The organism is Mucilaginibacter dorajii (genome assembly GCF_024808255.1).
In the GTDB taxonomy this organism is placed as follows: Bacteria; Bacteroidota; Bacteroidia; order Sphingobacteriales; family Sphingobacteriaceae; genus Mucilaginibacter; species Mucilaginibacter dorajii.
The window spans coordinates 349810-370760 of the sequence record NZ_JANTYS010000005.1 but is presented as its reverse complement, the minus strand read 5'-3'; the positions used below and the strand labels follow the sequence as shown (position 1 = coordinate 370760).

The window sequence follows — 20951 nt, the reverse complement described above, 5'->3', positions numbered from 1 at the left end:
GTTGGATGTAATTTTCACGCGGCAGGGTATTGTAACAAAAACGTACAGGCGAACGTCCGGTTTTGAGTGACGTTTTTCCTTTTAGAGTTCGAACCTTGTTGGGTTAAGGCGAATGGAGGACCTTAACAAGCTACCACCTGATTTTTTGTATCTGTTATGTCTGGATTTTCGTAATCTGTATCTGTTATGGTTTTATTTATCCCCATAACTTTGCAATGTTACATGAAATGCGATAAGTAGTTCGCGTTCATCATGAGATATTCCTTATAAATACAACGGGCATAGATAAACAAGATCAAGACAAGCAAAATGGCAACAGAAATTTCACAACATGGTTCTTCATCAATTGCAGCGCAATCACCTTTAACGTTGTGGAATAAAGATATGAAAGTACGAATCGCGTATATTGAGGAACCCCCTTTTTATTGGACCGACGAAAACCATCTGGTAAAGGGTGCAGACATCGAACTGGCCGAAGTGGTACTACAGGCAATTGGCGTAACATCCATCGAATATCAGCTCACCACCTTCGAGGAGCTTTTACCAGGTGTGCAGGCTGGGCGCTGGGATATGAACGTGCCCATTTTTGTTACACCCGAACGTGCAAGTAATGTAGCTTTCAGCTTGCCGGTATGGTCGCTTGGCGATGGATTCCTTGTGCTTCATGGCAATCCGAAAGCGCTGATGAGCTATAGATCCGTGCTGACGCGTGGTGATGCGCTGCTTGGGCTTATTCCCGGTCAGGTACAGTTCGATGCGGCAAGGGCGGCGGGATTGGGTGACAGCCAGATTGTGATGTTCAATAGCCAGCCAGAGGCTGCCGCTGCATTGTTAGCCGGAAAGATTGACGCGTTTGCCGCCACGGCGGTAGGCAACCATGTTACTGCCAATGCCAACCCAAGGCTGGAAGCAGTCCCTTTCGAGGATAGTAAAGATGGAAAAGCGCCCGTCGGCGCCTTCTCATTTAGCAAGAGCAATCATGATCTTCTGCAGGCTGTGAATGCACAACTTCACGTGTACTTAGGCTCGGCCGATCATCGTACACGAATGGCGAAATACGGGATCACTCAAACCGAGATTGATAACGTGGTAGGAGGCAACGGCGCGAAATAACAGATTCATTACAGCTATAAGCAAGTATAAAAATATGGAAATACACCATTCAACACTCGAAGATATTGATGAAATCTTCAGACTCTACAGTATTGCAACCGATTTTCAAAAGGGGAAATTTATTGTTCATTGGCCTGAATTTGAAAGAAGCATGATCGAAACCGAAATCAATGAAAAAAGGCAATGGAAGATAGTTATTGACAATAGAATAGCCTGCATTTGGGCAACAACGTTTAACGATCCCCAGATTTGGGAAGAGCGAAATGACGACCCAGCCGTTTATATTCATCGAATTGCAACAAATCCGGAATTTAGAGGGCAAAATCTTGTACAACACATTACGGAATGGGCAAAACAATACGCCTTGACTAATAAGAAAAAATTCATTCGTATGGATACGGTAGGCAATAATCCGGGACTGATTGCCTATTATACAAAATGCGGTTTTGGCTTTTTAGGGTTGTCTAAGCTTAAAAGTACAGCGGGGCTTCCCGCTCATTATCACAATGCAACCGTAAGTTTGTTCCAAATGGAAATAATCGCCCGTTAAATCGGCCTGGAGACTGCCATCAAGGTTTTTTGCCGGAGAAAGCATACCAAATTGGTGGCTACAGTTTTCTTGCTCTTTCCGGCCCCAATTTTAGGTGTTGTCGTCACTTTTCAACGCAACTATTTTCTTTACATCCTCAATAAAAGTGTCCGACATCGGTATTTTATCGTTTACCAAATTTCAAAAACACCCCTACTATTTATTGGGTTATTGGTATCCATAAAAAGAAATAATTTCCCATAAAAAATTGGTTGATATATCAACCAATTTTTTATATTTGCGGCATGAATCACAAAATTGATCATCCTGTGCCTCCTTCGCTGGTGGCACAAATAGGTGCTCTTTATCATAGATTATATAAAGAAAGTGATAAACTCTTCCGGGAGCACGATTTTCCTCTTCAAATGGATCAGGTGCCGGTTTTGATGGTACTTTATTATGCTGGCGGAGCCTCTCAGAAAGATGTTGGTACTGCTTTGGGACGCGATAAAGCGTCAATTAACAGAACAATATCAGTTTTGCTCAAAAAAGATTTTGTAAAGGTAATCCCTGATGCTGTTGACAAGCGGAAAACTCATGTAGAACTTACGGCAAGCGGCCAAAAACTGGCAAAGCAGGCTGATGCTATACTTGGAAGATTTGACGCGGTACTATCTTCGGAACTAACTTTAGAAGAAAGAAAAGGATTGGATAAAACAATGCTGAAATTAATAGGGTTAGTTACTCCCTGCTAACGTAACAACTCCTTCATCACAAAAAACACTTAACAAAAATGAAAAGAAGCTTATTTTTGATGGGCATTTTATTGCCTGTGCTTGGCTATTGCCAAAGCGTTGATAGCAGTAGCATGCGCAAAAAATTTACCACTACAGCGCCCCTGCTCGGTGGCGTCAATGTAACCAATATTGTAGCCTCTATTGACGCCAACGGGAATTCCCTAACCATGCAACAACCTATTGTAGACCTGGGTTTTCCTGTATATAAGGATTTTTCGGCACCTCATCCCATTTTGATAAAAACAGGCATCCGTTACCAGGGCCTCTTTCTTTCAGGCAAGCAAAATTTAGGTGGCAACGCGTTCCAGTCTATTACCGTTCCGGTATTGTTAAATTATTCGCTTTCGCGCACCACCAGTATCTCTTTTGTGGGTTTGGCAACTGTGGGTTCCGACTTTAAACGAAGTATAGACGCGGATGATATCCTCTATACTGCCGGTGTGCGGATAGGTTTTCGGCCCGGCAAGTCTTTCAGCTACGGTATCACGTTAGCTTATATTAGCAATTACTCGGGTAAGTTCCTGCTGCCGATACCTGATATCGACTGGACAATCAGTAACAAACTAAGTTTTACCGGCGTTATACCTGCCAGGGCTTCTTTAAAGTACAGGCTATCAGAAATACAGTCTTTGGGTATTACAGGGTCACTCAACAGCAGCATGTACCGCCTGAACGAAGGTGCTAAAGACCAATATATACATTTGCAGCAAAATAGTGCGGGACTTATTTACGATCTTAAACTCACTAAACGATGGAAACTGAACCTGATTGCAGGGCATACTTTTTCGCAAAAACTGGAAACATTTAATATGGATCAAAAGGTGCCATTTGACGGATTTGCTAAACTCAACGACCGCGTAGCCAACATCTCCTATCGTCAAAATTCATTTATATTTCAGGGTGGGCTTAGTTATGTATTTTAAAAAAACTGAAAATTAAGAGTTGCATGATGTAACTCACTGGAAGATCAATCAGATTTTGAATTATGTCTTTTTTTTTGTTTTTAAAGCCACATTTTTTTTACATCCTCAATAAAAGTGTTCGATATATGTGCTTTTGTATTGATGTAGCTGGCAGTTTGCAGATGTACACATCTGTAGTTGAATCGTGATAAATAAGTTTCCCGGATAATAATTTTTACCTTAAAAGGTATGTTAACAAATTTTTTCTTCATTTGCTAAATCGATTTATAAATTTATTTCTATTATTGCTTAACCAATTTAAACCATCGATGAGACACTTCTTTACCATAATATTTGTAGTTGCTTTAGGATTAGCAACGGCTGGATCTGTGCATGCTCAATCCGCAAGTATTCCACCTTTACAACGACCATGGAACGCGCAATGGATATCTGCGCAGGGTGATAACGGGAAAATTTATGGCGTTTATTACTTCAGGAAAAATATTGATTTAGCTGTTAAGCCCGCTAAATTTATTGTTTACCTATCGGCAGATAACAGGTATAAACTTTACGTTAACGGTGCCTTGGTATCTTTGGGTCCGGCACGTGGCGATACTTATTTTTGGAATTATGAAACTGTCGACCTGGCACCTTACCTTACTGCCGGTAAAAACTCTGTAGCCGCGCTGGTGTGGAATGAGGCTCAATATAGCCCTGCAGCGCAGATCAGCGTACGTACGGGTTTTATTTTGCAGGGCAATTCATCAACAGAGGATATATTAAACACTAATGAGAGCTGGAAAGCGATCCGCGATGTGGGGCACCAGCCTATTCCGGGGTATTTTTTTGCCGCCAGTAAAGGCGAAATGGTGGATATGAGCAAAAGTGTTAAGGGCGATTGGAAAGCCACTGGTTTTGATGATAGCGCCTGGCCCGGAGCAAATAAAATATCCGATGGAAAACTCAAAGGGACAGCCTGGGGTATTGACTGGGCATTGGTACCATCAACCTTGCCGGCAAGGGAAATGACTTACCAACGCCTCCTTAAACTGCGCGGTGCTATTGGCATAAATGCGCCGGCGGAGTTTCCGGCCACTAAAACCCCGTTAATTATCCCCGCAAATACTTCGGTCTCTTTATTACTTGATCAAACGTTTGAAACAAATGCCTTTGTTACGTTAAATTTTAGTGGGGGAAAGGATGCAGGCATTTCACTTGGTTATGCGGAATCGCTGTATGAAAAAGGTACTAAAGGCGTAAATAAAGGTAACCGCAATGATGTTGACGGAAAAGAATTTGTAGCACGAATAGATAGCCTGGTGGCAGATGGCAGCAAAGCACAATCTTTCACCACATTAAACTTTCGCACCTATCGCTACATCAGGGTGTTTGTAAAAACAAAAGATGAGCCTTTGGTGATAGATGATCTATACGGCACTTTTACCGGCTATCCTTTTAAACGCACATCAGTAATGAATACAAACGATGCGGAGATAACACAAATGCTGGATATAGGCTGGCGTACAGCACGGCTAAATGCGTGGGAAACTTATACAGATTGCCCGTATTACGAACAGCTGCAATACATTGGCGATACCCGTATACAGGCTGTAATATCCTACTACAACACCAGTGACGACCGGCTGGCGCGTAATGCACTCACCCAGATAGATCATTCCCGTTTACCAGAAGGTATAACCGCCAGTTGTTACCCATCAAATGGCACGCAGGTTATTTCGCCGTTTTCGTTATGGTACATTGGCATGCTGCATGATTACTGGATGTATCGCGGCGACGATGCTTTTATTAGAAACAAGCTATTGGGCGAGCGTGGCGTATTGAATTTTTTTAGCAAATACCAACAAGCCGATGGCTCTTTGAAAGATACCCCGTACTGGGCATTTGTTGACTGGGCCGGCAATATGTGGGGCGAGGTTAAAGGAAAAGATGGAAGCGCGGCAATTTATGACCTGCAGTTGCTGTGGGCATACCAGTGGGCTGCAGAAATGGAAGCCAAGATTGGTTTGCATGATTATGCCCTTATATACAGCCAGAAAGCCGCGCAGTTAAAAGCTACCATAAACCGTAAATATTGGGACCCGGCAAAAAAACTATATGCCGATACCCGCGAAAAAAACGGCTACTCGCAGCACGTAAACTCATTGGCGATACTTACGGGTACAGTTAGTAATGCCGATAGACCTGCCGTTGCCAAAGGGCTGCTTAACGATAAAAGCTTAACTCAATGTTCTGTTTATTTTAAATATTATTTGAACCAGGCACTGGTAAAAGCAGGCTTAGGTAATGATTACATAAACTGGCTGGGTATTTATAGGGAAAACATGGCAATGGGATTGACCACCTGGGCCGAATATTCTGACGTTAACACCTCCCGCTCAGATTGTCACGCCTGGGGCGCCAGTCCAAATATTGAGTTTTTTAGAACGGTATTGGGAATTGATAGCTATGCACCGGGATTCTCCAAAGTAAAAATAGAACCTCATTTAGGAAAATTAACCCAGATCAGCGGCTCAATCCCTCATCCCAATGGCAACGTTTCGGTAGCTTACGCATTGGAAAATGGTAAATGGAAAATAAATATCAGCTTGCCGCAAAAAACATCGGGGATATTAGTTTGGAAATCTAAAACATATAACCTTAAAGGAGGGGGGAACTCATTTGTTATTTAAGATGGCGGATGTAGATGCCACAATTACAAGGTTTAACTTAAGTTAATTGTTTTTTCAAATGAATTGTTGAAGGCCACTCCGTTTCAAAACTTTGTAAGTTTTCGGGGCTTTGGCATCTCGCCATTTATCCTCTTCCCCAAAATAGTTGTCAGTTGCACACTAAATAATTGCATAATTATTTTTACACTTGTAAATAAACTCTAAACTAAATTATGCAGAAGTATAGCGGCCAGAAACGCATCTTAGTGGCCACCGATTGTATCATTTTTGGATTTGACGGCTGGAATATTAAACTGCTGCTGGTACAGCGCGGGCTTGAACCAGAGAAACATAAGTGGAGCCTGATGGGGGGCTTTATACAACCTTCGGAATCACCGGATGATGCGGCCAACCGTGTGTTGGAATTGCGTACCGGGCTAAAAAATGTATACATGGAGCAGTTCAGGGTATTTGGCGCACCAGGTCGCGACCCGGTTGAACGGGCTTTATCTATCGCTTACTTCGCACTTATAGATATCCATCAATACGAAAAACAATTAAGTGAAGAATATCATCCCGAATGGTTTTTGCTTGATGAAATGCCAGACCTGATCTTTGATCATGCCGAAATGGTTCGCCTGGCCCTGCGTCAGTTACGTTATAAAGCCGCGCTGCATCCGCTATTGTTTCAGCTATTGCCCGAGAAATTTACCATCCCGCAATTGCAGGCCTTGTATGAGGGCGTTTATCAAACCAAGTTTGATGACAGGAACTTTAGCCGCAAACTATTATCAACGGGTTTATTGGTTAAACAACCAGAAAAAGATAAGCTATCCTCTAAAAAAGGAGCCTTTTACTACAAACTTGATCAATCGCACTATGCCGAGAATTTTGAATCGTTTCTGAACCTGGTACCCAACCCTGAAAAGTATTTTTAGTTGGTTTGTGGTTTAGCTTTAGGTAATAGAATAATGAATGTTGTGCCACTGCCGGGCGATGATATCACGTTAATGCTGCCGTGATGTTTTTCAATGATACCAAATACAATACTTAAGCCCAGGCCAGTGCCTTCGCCAACATTTTTTGTAGTAAAAAAGGGTTCAAAGATGCGTTCTTTCACCTCGTCGGCCATACCCGTTCCTGTGTCGGTAATTTCAATGGAAATGTAGCCTTTTAGGTCCTGGGTGATAATGGTTATAGTTTCATCTTCTTGTTTTTCTTTCGCTTTTATGGCATGTATGGCGTTGGCTATCAGGTTTATAAACATTTGGTTTATTTTGCCTGCATAGCAATTTAATGGTTCGATGTCATTTAGCATTGTTTTTATCTGTATGTACCAGGGAATAGTGCTCCTTAATATGAGCAGGTTGGCTAATATAGCCTTGTTTATATCCAGCTTTTTTAGTACCAGTTCGTCGGTACTGCTAAAGGTGAAAAGGCTTTTTACAATTTCGGTAGTGCGCCTGGCACCTTCTTCAATGCCGTTAAGCAGGGTATTTATCTCGGCCTTAATAAAAACGGGGTCAACATTTTGACGATAATCACTTGCTTCCTGTACAAGTCGCGCATCGTTGGGTTGGTTTACTACACTTTCGTATTTATCTACCAGTGTAAAAAGCTCATCAAAATCAAGTCTCAGAGGCATAATATTGGAACTTACAAAGTTGATGGGGTTATTAATTTCATGAGCTACGCCGGCCGTTAATCTGCCCAGGGATGCCATTTTTTCGGTGTCAACCAATTGGTGCTGCGTGCTTTTCAGGTTATCAATAATGCGCGAAAGATCTTTATTGGCATTAATAAGTTCGATGGTACGTTCTTTAACCTTGTTTTCGAGCAGGATATTTTGCTCGGTGGTAAGACGTTCATTTTCCCGCGCCACCGAAATAGCAAAGTTTTGCAAGCCGATGGTTTCATTACGATAAAAGTTAATTTTATCGGCCAACGCCGCCGAAAATAACACAATGCCGATAACCAAACTAAGAGGTGTTACATTAACTGTAAGCCAATTGTAAGGGATAAGGTTATTATTGCGGGATACAGATAACAACGTCGCTATTAAAAAAAGTCCCCAGGCCAGCATAAATAGTTTTGCGGGCTTAAAGCCGTTTTTGTAAAGGTATAGGCCAATAACCAGCAAAGCCAATACAATAGTTGTAAGATTTATGGTAATTAAAGTATACGCAAACGCCGTGTAGCCAATAAATATAAATACCAGCACTACAAAATATACTGTATACAGGAGCATATAGTACTTGTACCATTTTTTTAAATTGGTTTTTAGTTGTAAAAATTCATTGGCGAATATTAAGATTGTTGAACCAAAACACACCCTCGTTATAGGTATAACATAATCATTCAGCAGCACCCTATTGTTAATAAGCGAATTACCATATCCCCGTAACAATGCTTGGGTAAGCCCCAGGCATATAATGTAAAACGCATAATAAAGATAACTGCGATCACGAATTATAAAAAATAAAAACAGGTTGTATAATATACTAATTACCAGTATTCCTGTAAAAGCGCCAGATATGATATTTACTGTGCTCCTGGTTTTAAAGAAGGCCGATTCGTCATAAATTGATATCGGAATTATAGTAGGTGATTTGCTTTTTATATGTAAGTAAATAGTTTTTGATACACCTTGCTCAATCGGACATTTAATGTAGGTAAAGTTTTGAAATCCAAGTTTGTCATGCTGGGCATTAATTGATAAATGATGTATTTTTAAATCCTGCTTATCAACATAGTAAAGATCAAACGTATCAATAATACTTGGGCCGGTACTAATAAAAAGATAAGGCTCATTGGCATTATTCCTGAGGTTAAACCTGAGCCATGTGGCCGGTTTTGTAAATCCCAAAAAGGGCAAAGGGTTTTTGCAAGCGTGGAAGCTGTTGCTTTTAACAACCTCATTTATGGTTAATAATTCTTTAGGGTCATCTAACTCATAAAAATAGGTATTGGTTAAACGGGTCGATTGATTGTTACCTATAACAAGAGTATCGGCTTTGTAAGCAAAAGCCATTACATTTAGGAATAGTAAATACGTTGCCATCAATAATATCTTCATATTTACGCTACGCCATTTTGCATCTTACAATAATTATAAAAAAATGTGCTAAAAATAAAACTTTCAATAAATTTACTTCAAACTAATTATAGATAGCCATCTTACTAAATGTTTTATTATGCCTGTTGGAGTATTATATGTTGATGATGAGATAAATAATTTAAATAGTTTTAAGGCGGCTTTTAGGCGAAGCTTTAATATTTATACAGCCCAATCGGCCGCCGAGGGCCGGCAGGTATTGCAGGAGCATGACATTGGTGTAATTATAACGGATCAACGCATGCCGGTTACTACGGGTATTGAATTTTTAGAATCAATTTTAGCTGCATATCCTGATACTATCCGGATCCTTTTAACAGGCTTTTCTGATGTTAACGCAGTTATGGATGCCATCAATCGCGGGCAAGTGTATAAATACCTGGTAAAGCCATGGCAAAATGATGAATTGAAAATATATATTCAAAACGCCATCGAAATTTACGAGCTGCGAAAAGTAAACAAGGAGCTCACTTATAAGCTGCAATTGGCCAATATTGAATTAGAAGCGCTAACGAGAACGGGGAGCTGAGTTGTGAGTTGTAAGTTGTGAGTTGTGAGTTGTGGTTAGGTTAAACAAGAGGTAAACTAAAATTCGAAATGAATCTCAAATCTCATATCTCACGTCTCAAATCTGTATTTAAACAATTATAGCTGGGTGAAATTTTTACGGGCGATAACTTCGGTCATTATTTTACTGTGCTTTATGTTCAATGCGCGTGCGCAGGGTGGCTTTTCAAACCAGGGAACAGAGTTTTGGACGGTTTATATGGATCATATTGACCCGCCAAAATCAACTGATCCTAAAATAAGCGCCAGCCAGATGGACTTGTACATTACCGCCGATGTAAATACAACGGTAACCGTTGCCGTTGCCGATGGTACCTTTTCGCAAAATTATAATGTAGTTGCCCACGAAATACTTTCTGTTGCCATCCCGGCAAGTGCCTTTGTTGACCAACAAGGGGTATCAAACAAAGGTATTCATGTTATATCACAAAAGCCGGTGGCCGTTTATGCCCACATTTTTGCGCAAAGTGTATCGGGCGCTACCTTATTATTACCAGTTACGGTAATGGGTAAGGATTATATTTCCATCAACTATACACAATTATCCAATTCGCAAACCAGCGAAAAAAAGCCTTCCTATTCAACTTTCGCTGTTATTGGTACCGAAGATAACACCACTGTTGAGATAACCCCAACTACCTACCTGTTAAATGGCGAGCCCCCGGGTAAACCCTTTACTGTTGTTTTAAATAAAGGCCAGGTTTACCAGGCCCTTGCCAATGCCGATTTAACGGGTACACGCGTCCGTACCATCAGCACGCAGGCCGGCTCCTGTAAAAAAGTTGCCCTGTTTTCGGGGAGTTCAAAGATCATGATTGGCTGCAACTCGCCAAGTAACACCTCCGATAATCTTTTTCAGCAGGTATATCCAACCGCCACCTGGGGTAAAAATTACATTACCGCACCTTTAAAAAGTCGTAATTATGATATATTCAGAATTGTGCTGAGTGATCCAAATACAGTAGTAAAATTGAATGGAGTTATTCTTACAGCCAGTAGTTTTGTTAACGGCCTGTATAATGAGTTTAGCTCATCGGCAACAAATATTATAACTGCCGATAAGCCCATACAAGTTGTGCAATATGCGGTTACCCAGTTTAAAACCATGAATTGTAACGATTCATCGTATGATATTGGCGACCCCGAAATGATTTACCTTAACCCGCTTGAGCAAACACTTGATCATGTTACCTTAAATTCAACCAGTAACTACAGGATCCTTAATAATTTTATAAATGTTGTTATAAAAACCGCCACTGTTCCTACTTTTCAGTTAGATGGCAAACCGTATACACAGTTTACAAAGGTTATCGGCAACGAAGATTACTCCTATGCCCAAATTGATGTAGAAGCCGGGGTACACCGCATTAAAGCATCTGATGGGTTCAATGCAATTGCTTATGGATTTGGCCAGGCCGAATCATATGGTTACGCGGCAGGTGCCAGTCTTAAAAACCTAAATGAGTTTATCGCGCTAAAAGATCCTGAAACCGGATTGCAACAACTTAACGGTTGTACCGGTGTTACTTATAAAATTCAGCTTACACTGCCATTTAAAACAACCCATATCAAATGGGATTTTGAAAACGGTGCCGCCTTTGAGGATAACAACCCCGTGGTGAAATCAACTTCGGTAAAGGGAGATAAAACATTGTATTTATATGAGTTTGCCCAAAGTGAAACGTACACTGCCGCCGGCGATCATGCAGTAATAGCCACCGTATTTAACCCTATAGCTAATGAATGTGGTTCGGATGAGATTATATCGCTTGATTATAATATATCGGCCATACCGGTGGCTAAACTTGGTTTTGCAGGTGCCTGTTTGGGTGATACCACTTTTTTTAAGGACTTGTCTGAAACAAGCGACCGCGAAATTAAAACATGGTTATGGGATTTTGGCGATGGAAGTACAGATATTGTACAAAATCCCAAACACGTTTACACACAGCCCGGCAATTATACCGTGCGACTGACCATTACCAATGAAAACGGCTGCGGCGATGTGTCAGATGCTATGTCAGTTTACATTAATAAGCTTCCCATAGCCGATTTTGATCTTTCGGCGCCAAATTGCCCCATGCAGGATATCACATTTATAAGCCATTCAACCAGTGCCGATGGTACTATCACCAAGTGGCTATGGGATTTTGGGGATGGCAGCACTGTAGTTGAAAAAAATGATAACACCGCCGTGATCCATCAATACAGCGCGCCCGGTTCATATAAAACGAAGTTAACTGTAATTAACTCAAATGGCTGCACCAGTGCCGTAAGTGAAAAAGCAGTAACGATAAATGATTTGCCTGTGGTTGATTTTGTTTGGCCTGATGCCTGTGTTGCAGATATTGTTCAATTTGTGAATAAGAGCACCATTGCCGATGATACGGAGGCCGGCTTTACCTATGAATGGAATTTTGGTGACCCTGATGCCGGTTCCATCAGCAACACATCTGCAGAACAAAACCCCAAACACCATTTTAGCCAGGCAAAGGACTACCTGGTTACTTTAAAAGTTACTTCAAAATATGGCTGTACATATTCAAAAACGCAAAAAATAACCATCAATGGCGAAGCGCCGGGAGCCAGGGTCGTAGTTTCTGATCCTTCGGCCTTATGCAGTAACCGTGAAATATTTTTCGAAAACAGGTCGGTAGTTGATTTTGGGATTGTAACCAAGCTTGAAGTTACTTTTGATAATAATGATGCCCAGTCCACAAAAGTATATGAGCACCCTGTTTATGGTCAGCAATTGCGTTATACCTACCCGTTATTTACGGATGGAAACCGTACTTACAACGTGCATCTTATCGCGTATTCGGGTGGTACCTGCCAAAATACGCAGGATTTTTCATTGGTGGTAAAGCCTGCCCACGTCATAACATTTGCACCTGCACCCTCATTTTGCCCCGAAGATGCCCCTTTTACCTTTAAGCCCTCTAATATCCAGGGTATCACCGGCACAGGTGTTTATGCAGGGAATGGGATAAGTGCCAATGGCTTGTTTAGCCCGGCGGCGGCAGGTACGGGTACAACCGAGATCAGTTATATTTATTCGAGTAACGGCAACTGCCCGGATACGGTAAAACAGCAGGTGTCGGTTTACACGTCGCCCACTGTTACTATAGATGGGGCTATAACCGTTTTGGAAGGTGCTTCTGTTAATTTAAATGCATCGGCCAGCGGGCATAACCTCAACTATAAATGGACTCCATCAACAGGTCTTGATCATGATGACGTATTGGCACCTAAATTAACCCCAACAGAAGATGCCGAATACCACCTTACTGTAACATCGCAGGAGGGCTGCCAGGCTACGGCCACGGTTGCAGTTAAGGTATTAAAGTTCCTGGTTATCCCTAACGCGTTCTCGCCCAATGGCGATGGCCAAAATGACGCCTGGGAAATCAAATATCTAAACCAGTATCCCGATAACACAGTTGAAATATTTAACCGTTACGGCCAAAAGCTGTTTACATCCATAGGTTATGGTACCCCATGGGATGGCAGATATAAAGGTAGCATGCTTTCGCCTGGCACTTATTATTATATCATTACTCCTAAAAATGGAAGAAAAGCGGTATCGGGCAGCGTAACTATCCTTAGATAAATCATAAGAGATGTCTTATATTTATAGTCAATTGCAAAAGATTAGCCCCCGCTTGATTTCTTGTCGCTATACAAATGAACCTGCTTCACATGGGTAGATATATACTTATATTGAGTACGTTACTTTTATCTTTCTTATCAGAGGGCATAAGTCAAACGTTTCTTGCCCGCTCATCAAAATTTGTGGCAACCAATGCTATTGATAAGGTTTTAGGCGGCGCGCTGTTAAATTCGTATGGGGAAAAAATGGCGGGAGGCATAACCACAGCAGGGCCGGTAACAGGCAACATCACAGCTTGTGCAGGTACGGCATCGGCAAGCCCCAATATTCAGCAAGTAACAGTATCCGGAACAGGTTTATCTGCGGATATTAAAGCTACTGCGCCAACAGGGTTTGAAGTGTCATTAAACCCAACCAGCGGATATGCCGGTAGTGTTTTGTTAATACAATTGGGTGGAATTGTAACCAACAAAACTGTGTACGTGCGGTCCTCGGCTACAGCTACAGGCGATATAACCGGGGCTTTGATATTATCCTCAACCGGGGTAAGCGATAAAAACCTGTTGGTTAACGGTATTATAAACGGAATGTCAACAGTGAACAAAGTAGCTGATCAAACCAAAATAAATGGCGAAGCTACAAACGCGGTAAGTTTTACCGGTACTGCAAAATATTTTACCTGGACTAATGATAAGCCCTCCATAGGTCTTCCGGCAAGCGGAACCGGGGACATCGCTTCTTTTACTGCTTTAAATAATAGCGGTGCACCCGTAAAAGCTAATATAACCGTTACGCCACAATCCGTTGGCCTGGCCTATATAGCCAATTATGGGACAAATAATGTATCTGTAATTAACACAGCTACTAATAAGGTAATCACTACTATACCGGTAGGGGCCAACCCATATACGGTAACTGCCAGTAAGGATGGCAACCGGATTTATGTGGTAAATAGTATTTCAAATAATGTTTCTGTTATAAGCACTTTAACAAACGCGGTAATTGCCACCATTGGTGTCGGCGCTAATCCGCTTGGTGCAATTATCAGTGAAGATGGCAGTAGGTTATATGTTATTAACAAGAGTACAAACAGCGTATCGTTTATCAATACCATAACAACTGAGGTTATTAAAACGATGCAGCTTAATGCTGTACCCTATAATATCGCCATAAGTAAGGATGGAGGTACGCTGTTTGTTACAAATTACGAAGCAAATACCGTTTCTGTAATCAATATAGCCACAGAAACGATAAGTGATATTGCTGTGAACCCCGGGCCATTTGGTATAGTATCGAGCCCGGACGGTAGCAAGGTTTATATTACTAATGAACTTGATAATAAATTTTCTGTAATTGATGTTGCAACTAAAATAGCAATAGCCAGTATCCCCGTAGGGCAAACTCCTTACGGTATTGCGGTAAGCCCGGATGGTAGCCGGATATATGTGAGTTGTGCAGTTGAAAATAAAATAAAGGTTATAAATGCTGCAAATAACGCGATTATAGCATCTGTAGACGTTGGCGAATATCCGTATGGTATCTCGGTTAGCGATGATGGCAGCCAGTTGTATTCAGTTAATTTAAATTCATCTGATGTTACGGTGGTTAACACGGCAACAAATTCGGTAGCAACTACAACTATTGTAGGGCATAACCCATATTCATTGGGTGCGTTTGTTGCAAAAAGTAACGGTTGCAATGGTAATCCTGTTTCTTTTACCATAACGGTCACGCCTGTTAAGTCGGTTATTACTACAGGTAGTATTAGCGGTAACATAACGGCTTGTTTGGGCTCGGCATCATCAAGCCCAAATATTCAGCAATTTTCAGTTTCAGGCAGCGCATTGGCTGCGGATATAACTGCCGCGGCCCCCGCCGGTTTTGAAATATCACTTGCACCTGCTGCCGGGTATGCAAACAGCGTTTTAATTACGCAATCTGCCGGAGTAATAAGCAATAAAACAGTATATGTACGATCGGCAGCAACTGCAACCGGTAGTATATCTGGTAACGTAGTTTTATCATCGGCCGGGGCAGTAAATAGCCTGGTTGCGGTAAATGGAACGATCAATCAATTGCCCACAGTTACGCAGGTGCCTGATCAGATAAAAATAAATGGCGATTTAACAGATGCCGTTACTTTTACCGGGAGTGGCCCAATTTATACCTGGGTAAACGATAACCCACAAATTGGGCTGGCTGCAACTGGTACAGGTAATATAGCTTCTTTGAAAACAATCAATAATACAGGTAGCGATATTACGGCAAACATAACCGTTATACCTCAATCGGTTGGGTATGCTTATGTAGCAAATGTAAGAAGCAGTATATCTGTAATAAACTCCACAACCAATGAGGTAGTAGAAACCATTCCTGCGGGATTTGGCTCAGAACCGGATCAGATAGCTATAAGTGCCGATGGGAGTAGGGCCTACGTAACCAACATAGGTTCAAATACAATATCGGTTATCAATACATTAACCAATAAAATAATAAACTATATCCCGGTGGGAGAAGGCCCTACAGGCATTGTCATTAGTCCGGATGGCAAAAAACTGTTTGTTGGGATAACCGGCGATAACACGATTGTTGCGATTGATCTATCAACAAACAAGGTATCTAATGTTTTAGATGTTGGCGCAAAATGCCATCGTTTGGCAATTACCCCGGATGGTAGTACATTATATGCTATAAAATATTCAGACAGGGTTATCGCTATAGATATCCCTTCATTTTTTGTAACAGATGAGATTGTTGCCGGAGCGGGGCCAAACAACCTGGTGATAAGTCCCGATGGTAAACAGCTATATGTAGTAAGCGGTGCATCAAGCGATGTATCTGTAATAAACACAGCCACCAATAAAGTTACAGCCACCATTAAAACGGGTGTATTATCAACAGATATAGCCATGAGCCCCGATGGTAGCCGTTTATATGTAACCAATATAAATGACGGCACAGTTTCTGTGATTAATACAGCGCTTGATGCGGCTCATGCGGTAATAGACGTAATACCCGTTGGATACGCACCAAATGTAATTTCAATAAGTGCGGATGGAAGCAAGTTGTATGTAACACTTACACAAACTAACGATATCAAGATCATTAGCACCCAAACAAATAAGGTTATAGGCAGCGGACCTACAATTGATGACGGCCCGTTATCAATAAAATTTACACCTGGCGTAGGCTGCACAGGGACGCCCATCACATTTAAAATCACCGTTAAACCTAACGCTGGTGTACCTGCCATAATAACCACTGGTACATTAACCGCGCTTACTTCAACTTACAGCAAAGCATCGTCAACCTCAACAAGTTTTAATGTATCTGGTACAAGTTTAACAGCCGGCATTTTAGTAACACCACCAAACGGTTTTGAGGTTAGTACCGATAATGTAAATTTCAGCCATACCTTAACGGTAGGTTCAGCAGGCACGGTGGCTGCCACTATCATATATGTAAGGTTGGCCCCGGCAACAAATGCGGGCACTTACTCTGGCGATATTTTGCTCACAAGCGCCGGTGCTGTTGATGTTACCGTGCCAACAATTTTAAGCACTGTAAACCGCGCGGTTTTAACAGTTAGTGCCCTTGATTTGCATAAAAACTTTGGAACAAACATTTATGGCGCTGCCAACGCCTTTTCTTTTACAGCCGAAGGCCTGCAGAACTCCGAAGTTATTGGCAGTGTAACCATAGCCTATGGCGCAGGTGCTTTAGCATCTGATCCGCCTGCGGTATATCCCCAATCGGTAACCGTAACGGATGCCACCGGCGGTACTTTTTACCCCGATAATTATATTATTACCTACCTGCCTGGCAGTTTAACGGTCGACCCACCGCCGCCGCCAATTTTTACACTCAATTATACACTGCAGGCTGTGAGTACGGTGTATGGTACGCCTTCGGGGTTCACCAGTTTTTTGGTTTCGGGTTCGCAAATGCAGGGCAGTATTTTAATTACACCGCCTGCCGGTTTTGAGGTGAGTACAGATAACATTACTTACAATACCACGGTGCAGTTTGGCACCGCCGGCTTTATACCGCAAACACCCGTTTATGTCCGTTTAAAGGCAACTGCAAACGTACAAACATACAGCGGGAATGTAGTGATCAGTAGCCCAGGTGCAACAAACGCTACAGAATTTATCCCCAACAGTGTTGTTACACCCGCTCCGTTAACCGTTACGGCTTTAACGGTTAATAAGGCTTATGGCGATTATCTCATCGGTGGACCTAATTTTACAACTTTTACCTCAGTGGGGCTTCAAAATGGCGAGACTATCGGCAGCATATCCGTAACCTATGCTGCGGGTGCGGCAGCCTCAGATAACGCCGGGACGTATACAAATTCGATAGTGCCAAACCAGGCAACAGGGGATACATTTAAAGCAAATAACTACAATATCAATTATGTCAATGCCGATGTTGTTGTAAACAAGGCTATATTAACTATTACAGCTTTAAGTTATAGCAGGAAATATGGGGAGCCGAATCCCGCATTGGAATTAAATTACAGTGGGTTTAAAAATGGTGACGGCGCATCGGTACTATCAACTCAACCGTTGGTTAGTACAACGGCAACCCTGTTATCCCCGGTAGGGATCTACCCTATAAAGGTGGGCGGCGCGGTAGCAACAAATTATGATTTTAACTACGTTAACGGTACGCTTAATATTGAACCCTTGAGTGTTGCCATTATTGTACCCAACGCATTCAGCCCCAATGGTGATGGACAAAATGATACCTGGAACATCAGTAACATACAAAACTATCCTGGTAATACCGTAGATGTATACAACAGGTATGGCGAAAGGTTATATTCGTCAATAGGGTACGGCACCCCATGGGATGGCCGATATAATGGGATTGATCTTCCGTTTGGGACTTATTATTATATCATCAACCCCAAAAATGGCAGCAGTGTTATTTCGGGATATGTAACTATCATCAGATAAATAATTTTGGTAATATTGCATCGCCACTCCCCGGATAAGAATTCTTCGAATTTTAATTTTTTTTACCGGTGGAAAAACGGGACCGATAGGATGTATAAATACCTACTTGCAATAAGTATATTTTCTCTTTTTTCTCCTTTACTTGTTTTTGCCCAAACATCGCAAACGGTTAAAAACGGTTCGGCAACTACTGCTATAAATTTTACGGGCTCCTGCACTAATAATTGGGTTAATGATAATCCCTCTGTTGGTTTGGCCGCAAGCGGTACAGGGAATATTGTATCATTTACCGCTATCAATACAGGTTCAACAGATGTAACTGCTACCATCACCGTTACTGCTACGCCAACCCAATATGCTTATGTTGTAAACGCCGATGCCAGCGTAAACAGTGTAACTGTAGTTGATGCAATAAATGATAAAGTGGTTACCACCATTACAGACGGGATAGGGAAGATGCCTGTGAGCGCGGCGATTACCCCCGATGGTAGCAAGGTTTACGTAAGTTGCCAGCAGGCGAATACCATAGTGGTAATTGATACCAAAACCAACATGGTTACAACTACTATTCCTGTAGCTGCCTCACCGGCTGATGTTGTTATGTCGCCGGATGGAACTCAGGTGTTTGTAGCTCACCTTAATGATGATAAAATAACAGTAATAAATACTTCAAATAACGCTTTAACAAGGTTTTCTGCCGGTGATAAGGTAGTTACTTTTGCCATAAGCCCCGACGGGAAAGCGTTATATGTTCAACAAGTGGGGGGGACTCTGGCCTGGATAGATGCCAATACCACAAGCCATATTATCAAATTTGTGGTTTACATGGGTAAAAACGCCAGGTTTATGACGGTGAGCGCCGATGGTAAGTTTTTATATGCCTCTTATCCCGCTGATAATGTTGTTTTAGGGATTAATACGTCAACATATATTACAGAGCTTACAGTTCCTGTTGATCAACATCCGGGCGAAATCGCTCTTGGTAAAAACGGGAGTCTGTTATACCTTACCAATAGTGAAACCAATATGGTTTCAGTAATTGATTTGGTGGCTAAAGGAGTGATTAATAAATTTCCGGTGGGAGACGGTCCCGACTATATGTCGATAAGCCCGGATGGAAGCAAATTATACGTAGGGGATTTGAAGGCGAATAAGGTTTCTGTTATTAGTATTGTTGACGGTAGTAATATTTCAACCTTTGATGCTCCTCAGCCGTATAAAACAGTATTTGCCCATTTATCGACGGATTGTGATAATTCACCGACTACGTATACTATAACGGTTACGCCCACGTTAAGCGGAACAATAAATCAGGATATCATTGTCCCGGACGCGTTTAGTCCTAACGGTGATGGGCAAAACGATACATGGGTAATTAAAAATGTAGAAAATTATCCGAATAATACGGTAGATATATACAACAGATACGGAGAAAAGGTATATTCGTCAATTGGTTACAGCGTTCCCTGGAATGGCAGATATAAAGGAAATGATCTTCCATTCGGAACTTACTATTATATAATAAATCCGAAGAACGGACGTAAGGTTATATCCGGACACGTAACCATCATTAGATAAATTAATGAAGAGAATTTTATACGCCATTATTTTTCTTGCAGCTGGCGCACAGTTTGCCGTTGCGCAGCAACGGCCGCAATACACGCAATATATTTTCAATAATTATTTGTTAAATCCTGCTTTAACAGGGATTGAAAATTATACTGATTTAAAAGCCGGTTACCGCAGCCAGTGGACAGGGCTTGAAGGTGCGCCGGTAACAGGTTATTTAACCGTAACAGCGCCAATTGGTGATAATTTTCTGCAAGGCGATGCTACAGCGTCGCCCGCCAATGGAGGCATTAATCCCTCAAGCAGGTTATATACGCAGCAATACCAGGCGGCCGAACCACATCATGGTATAGGTTTTACCCTGGTATCTGATAAAACAGGGCCAATCACTCAAACTAATATAGATGCTACGTACGCTTACCATTTGGGCATTACCAGCTCGCTTAATTTGGCGGTTGGTGTATCGGCAGGGGTAAGTCACAATGTGCTCAATACATCGCAACTCCATTTTGGCGGCGTGGATGACAGCGACCCTGTACTTTATAATATCAACAACAACCAATGGAAGCCCGATCTGGGTTTAGGTGTGTGGGCATATGCTTCCAATTACTTTTTTGGGGTATCGGTTCAACAGTTATTACCACAAAGTTTATACACTACCACATCGGTAAGTGTTACTCAAAATAAAACAGTGCCGCATTATTTCTTCACAGCCGGAACAAAACTCTTTTTGTCAGATGATGTAACGTTGATCCCATCGGTATTGGTAAAGGTGATACAGCCCGTGCCAACTACGTTTGATGTGAACATGAAACTATCATTTGCCGATAAATTCTGGCTTGGCGGATCATATCGTCGCAACGACTCATTTGCTGCCCTGGTTGGTTTTAACCTCAGTTCATTTATCAATGTAGGTTACTCTTATGATTTCACAACCTCAGCATTGAATACAGTGAGCAACGGCTCGCACGAAATTGTGATCGGCATTTTGCTCAATAACCGATATAAAGTTACCTGCCCGCAGCATACGTTTTAGTCAGTTGTGAGTTGTGAGTTGTGAGTTGTGATAAAAAGCCCATCAAGTTAATGAAAATCCAAAGAATCCGATAAATCTGTTTA

12 protein-coding genes are annotated in these 20951 nt (G+C 41.8%); 11 read left to right on the top strand and 1 reads right to left on the bottom strand.

From position 1 onward, the window contains the following. Positions 1–309: 309 nt before the first annotated feature. From FHS10_RS09490 to FHS10_RS09465, 6 genes are all read left to right on the top strand, one after another. Complete coding sequence (locus FHS10_RS09490; protein WP_259089731.1) at positions 310–1113, top strand: transporter substrate-binding domain-containing protein; 804 nt, start codon at positions 310–312, stop codon at positions 1111–1113. 34 nt (positions 1114–1147) lie between these two features. Next, positions 1148–1663 carry a GNAT family N-acetyltransferase gene (locus FHS10_RS09485; RefSeq protein ID WP_259089729.1) on the top strand — a complete coding sequence of 172 codons (516 nt, stop codon included), beginning with the start codon at positions 1148–1150 and terminating at the stop codon, positions 1661–1663. Positions 1664–1947: 284 nt separating this feature from the next. Next, positions 1948–2397, top strand: a complete 450-nt coding sequence (locus FHS10_RS09480; RefSeq protein WP_259089727.1) for a MarR family winged helix-turn-helix transcriptional regulator — start codon at positions 1948–1950, stop codon at positions 2395–2397. Positions 2398–2435: 38 nt separating this feature from the next. Further along, positions 2436–3362: a DUF6268 family outer membrane beta-barrel protein gene (locus FHS10_RS09475; protein WP_259089721.1), complete on the top strand. Its 927-nt coding sequence runs from the start codon at positions 2436–2438 to the stop codon at positions 3360–3362. A 308-nt stretch (positions 3363–3670) separates the two neighbouring features. Then, positions 3671–6031, top strand: coding sequence for an alpha-L-rhamnosidase-related protein (locus FHS10_RS09470; protein ID WP_259089718.1), 2361 nt, complete (start codon positions 3671–3673; stop codon positions 6029–6031). A gap of 212 nt (positions 6032–6243) precedes the next feature. Continuing rightward, positions 6244–6948, top strand: a complete 705-nt coding sequence (locus FHS10_RS09465) for an NUDIX hydrolase (protein ID WP_259089716.1) — start codon at positions 6244–6246, stop codon at positions 6946–6948. Here FHS10_RS09465 and FHS10_RS09460 read toward each other — a convergent pair. Then, positions 6945–9086, bottom strand: a complete 2142-nt coding sequence (locus FHS10_RS09460) for a sensor histidine kinase (protein ID WP_259089714.1) — start codon at positions 9084–9086, stop codon at positions 6945–6947. The genes FHS10_RS09465 and FHS10_RS09460 overlap by 4 nt on opposite strands. Positions 9087–9204: 118 nt before the next feature. Between FHS10_RS09460 and FHS10_RS09455 the strand changes: the two genes are divergently transcribed. From FHS10_RS09455 to FHS10_RS09435, 5 genes are all read left to right on the top strand, one after another. Beyond that, positions 9205–9654, top strand: a complete 450-nt coding sequence (locus tag FHS10_RS09455; protein WP_259089713.1) for a response regulator — start codon at positions 9205–9207, stop codon at positions 9652–9654. Between the two features lie 174 nt (positions 9655–9828). Beyond that, complete coding sequence (locus tag FHS10_RS09450; RefSeq protein ID WP_259089711.1) at positions 9829–13302, top strand: PKD domain-containing protein; 3474 nt, start codon at positions 9829–9831, stop codon at positions 13300–13302. A gap of 110 nt (positions 13303–13412) precedes the next feature. Then, entirely contained in the window at positions 13413–18263 is a 4851-nt protein-coding gene (locus FHS10_RS09445; protein WP_259089709.1) for a YVTN family beta-propeller repeat protein, read from the top strand. 90 nt (positions 18264–18353) lie between these two features. After that, the gene (locus FHS10_RS09440; protein WP_259089700.1) at positions 18354–19841 is read left to right on the top strand and encodes a T9SS type B sorting domain-containing protein; all 1488 of its coding nucleotides are present in this window, start codon (positions 18354–18356) and stop codon (positions 19839–19841) included. A 4-nt stretch (positions 19842–19845) separates the two neighbouring features. After that, positions 19846–20868, top strand: a complete 1023-nt coding sequence (locus tag FHS10_RS09435; RefSeq protein ID WP_259089692.1) for a PorP/SprF family type IX secretion system membrane protein — start codon at positions 19846–19848, stop codon at positions 20866–20868. Positions 20869–20951: the final 83 nt, after the last annotated feature.

What these genes read in the sequence shown, in the direction of transcription:
- FHS10_RS09490 (WP_259089731.1), top strand. Translation starts at nt 310, where the DNA reads ATGGCAACAGAAATTTCACAACATGGTTCTTCATCAATTGCAGCGCAA.
- FHS10_RS09485 (WP_259089729.1), top strand. Translation starts at nt 1,148, where the DNA reads ATGGAAATACACCATTCAACACTCGAAGATATTGATGAAATCTTCAGA.
- FHS10_RS09480 (WP_259089727.1), top strand. Translation starts at nt 1,948, where the DNA reads ATGAATCACAAAATTGATCATCCTGTGCCTCCTTCGCTGGTGGCACAA.
- FHS10_RS09475 (WP_259089721.1), top strand. Translation starts at nt 2,436, where the DNA reads ATGAAAAGAAGCTTATTTTTGATGGGCATTTTATTGCCTGTGCTTGGC.
- FHS10_RS09470 (WP_259089718.1), top strand. Translation starts at nt 3,671, where the DNA reads ATGAGACACTTCTTTACCATAATATTTGTAGTTGCTTTAGGATTAGCA.
- FHS10_RS09465 (WP_259089716.1), top strand. Translation starts at nt 6,244, where the DNA reads ATGCAGAAGTATAGCGGCCAGAAACGCATCTTAGTGGCCACCGATTGT.
- FHS10_RS09460 (WP_259089714.1), bottom strand. Translation starts at nt 9,086, where the DNA reads ATGAAGATATTATTGATGGCAACGTATTTACTATTCCTAAATGTAATG.
- FHS10_RS09455 (WP_259089713.1), top strand. Translation starts at nt 9,205, where the DNA reads ATGCCTGTTGGAGTATTATATGTTGATGATGAGATAAATAATTTAAAT.
- FHS10_RS09450 (WP_259089711.1), top strand. Translation starts at nt 9,829, where the DNA reads ATGTTCAATGCGCGTGCGCAGGGTGGCTTTTCAAACCAGGGAACAGAG.
- FHS10_RS09440 (WP_259089700.1), top strand. Translation starts at nt 18,354, where the DNA reads ATGTATAAATACCTACTTGCAATAAGTATATTTTCTCTTTTTTCTCCT.
- FHS10_RS09435 (WP_259089692.1), top strand. Translation starts at nt 19,846, where the DNA reads ATGAAGAGAATTTTATACGCCATTATTTTTCTTGCAGCTGGCGCACAG.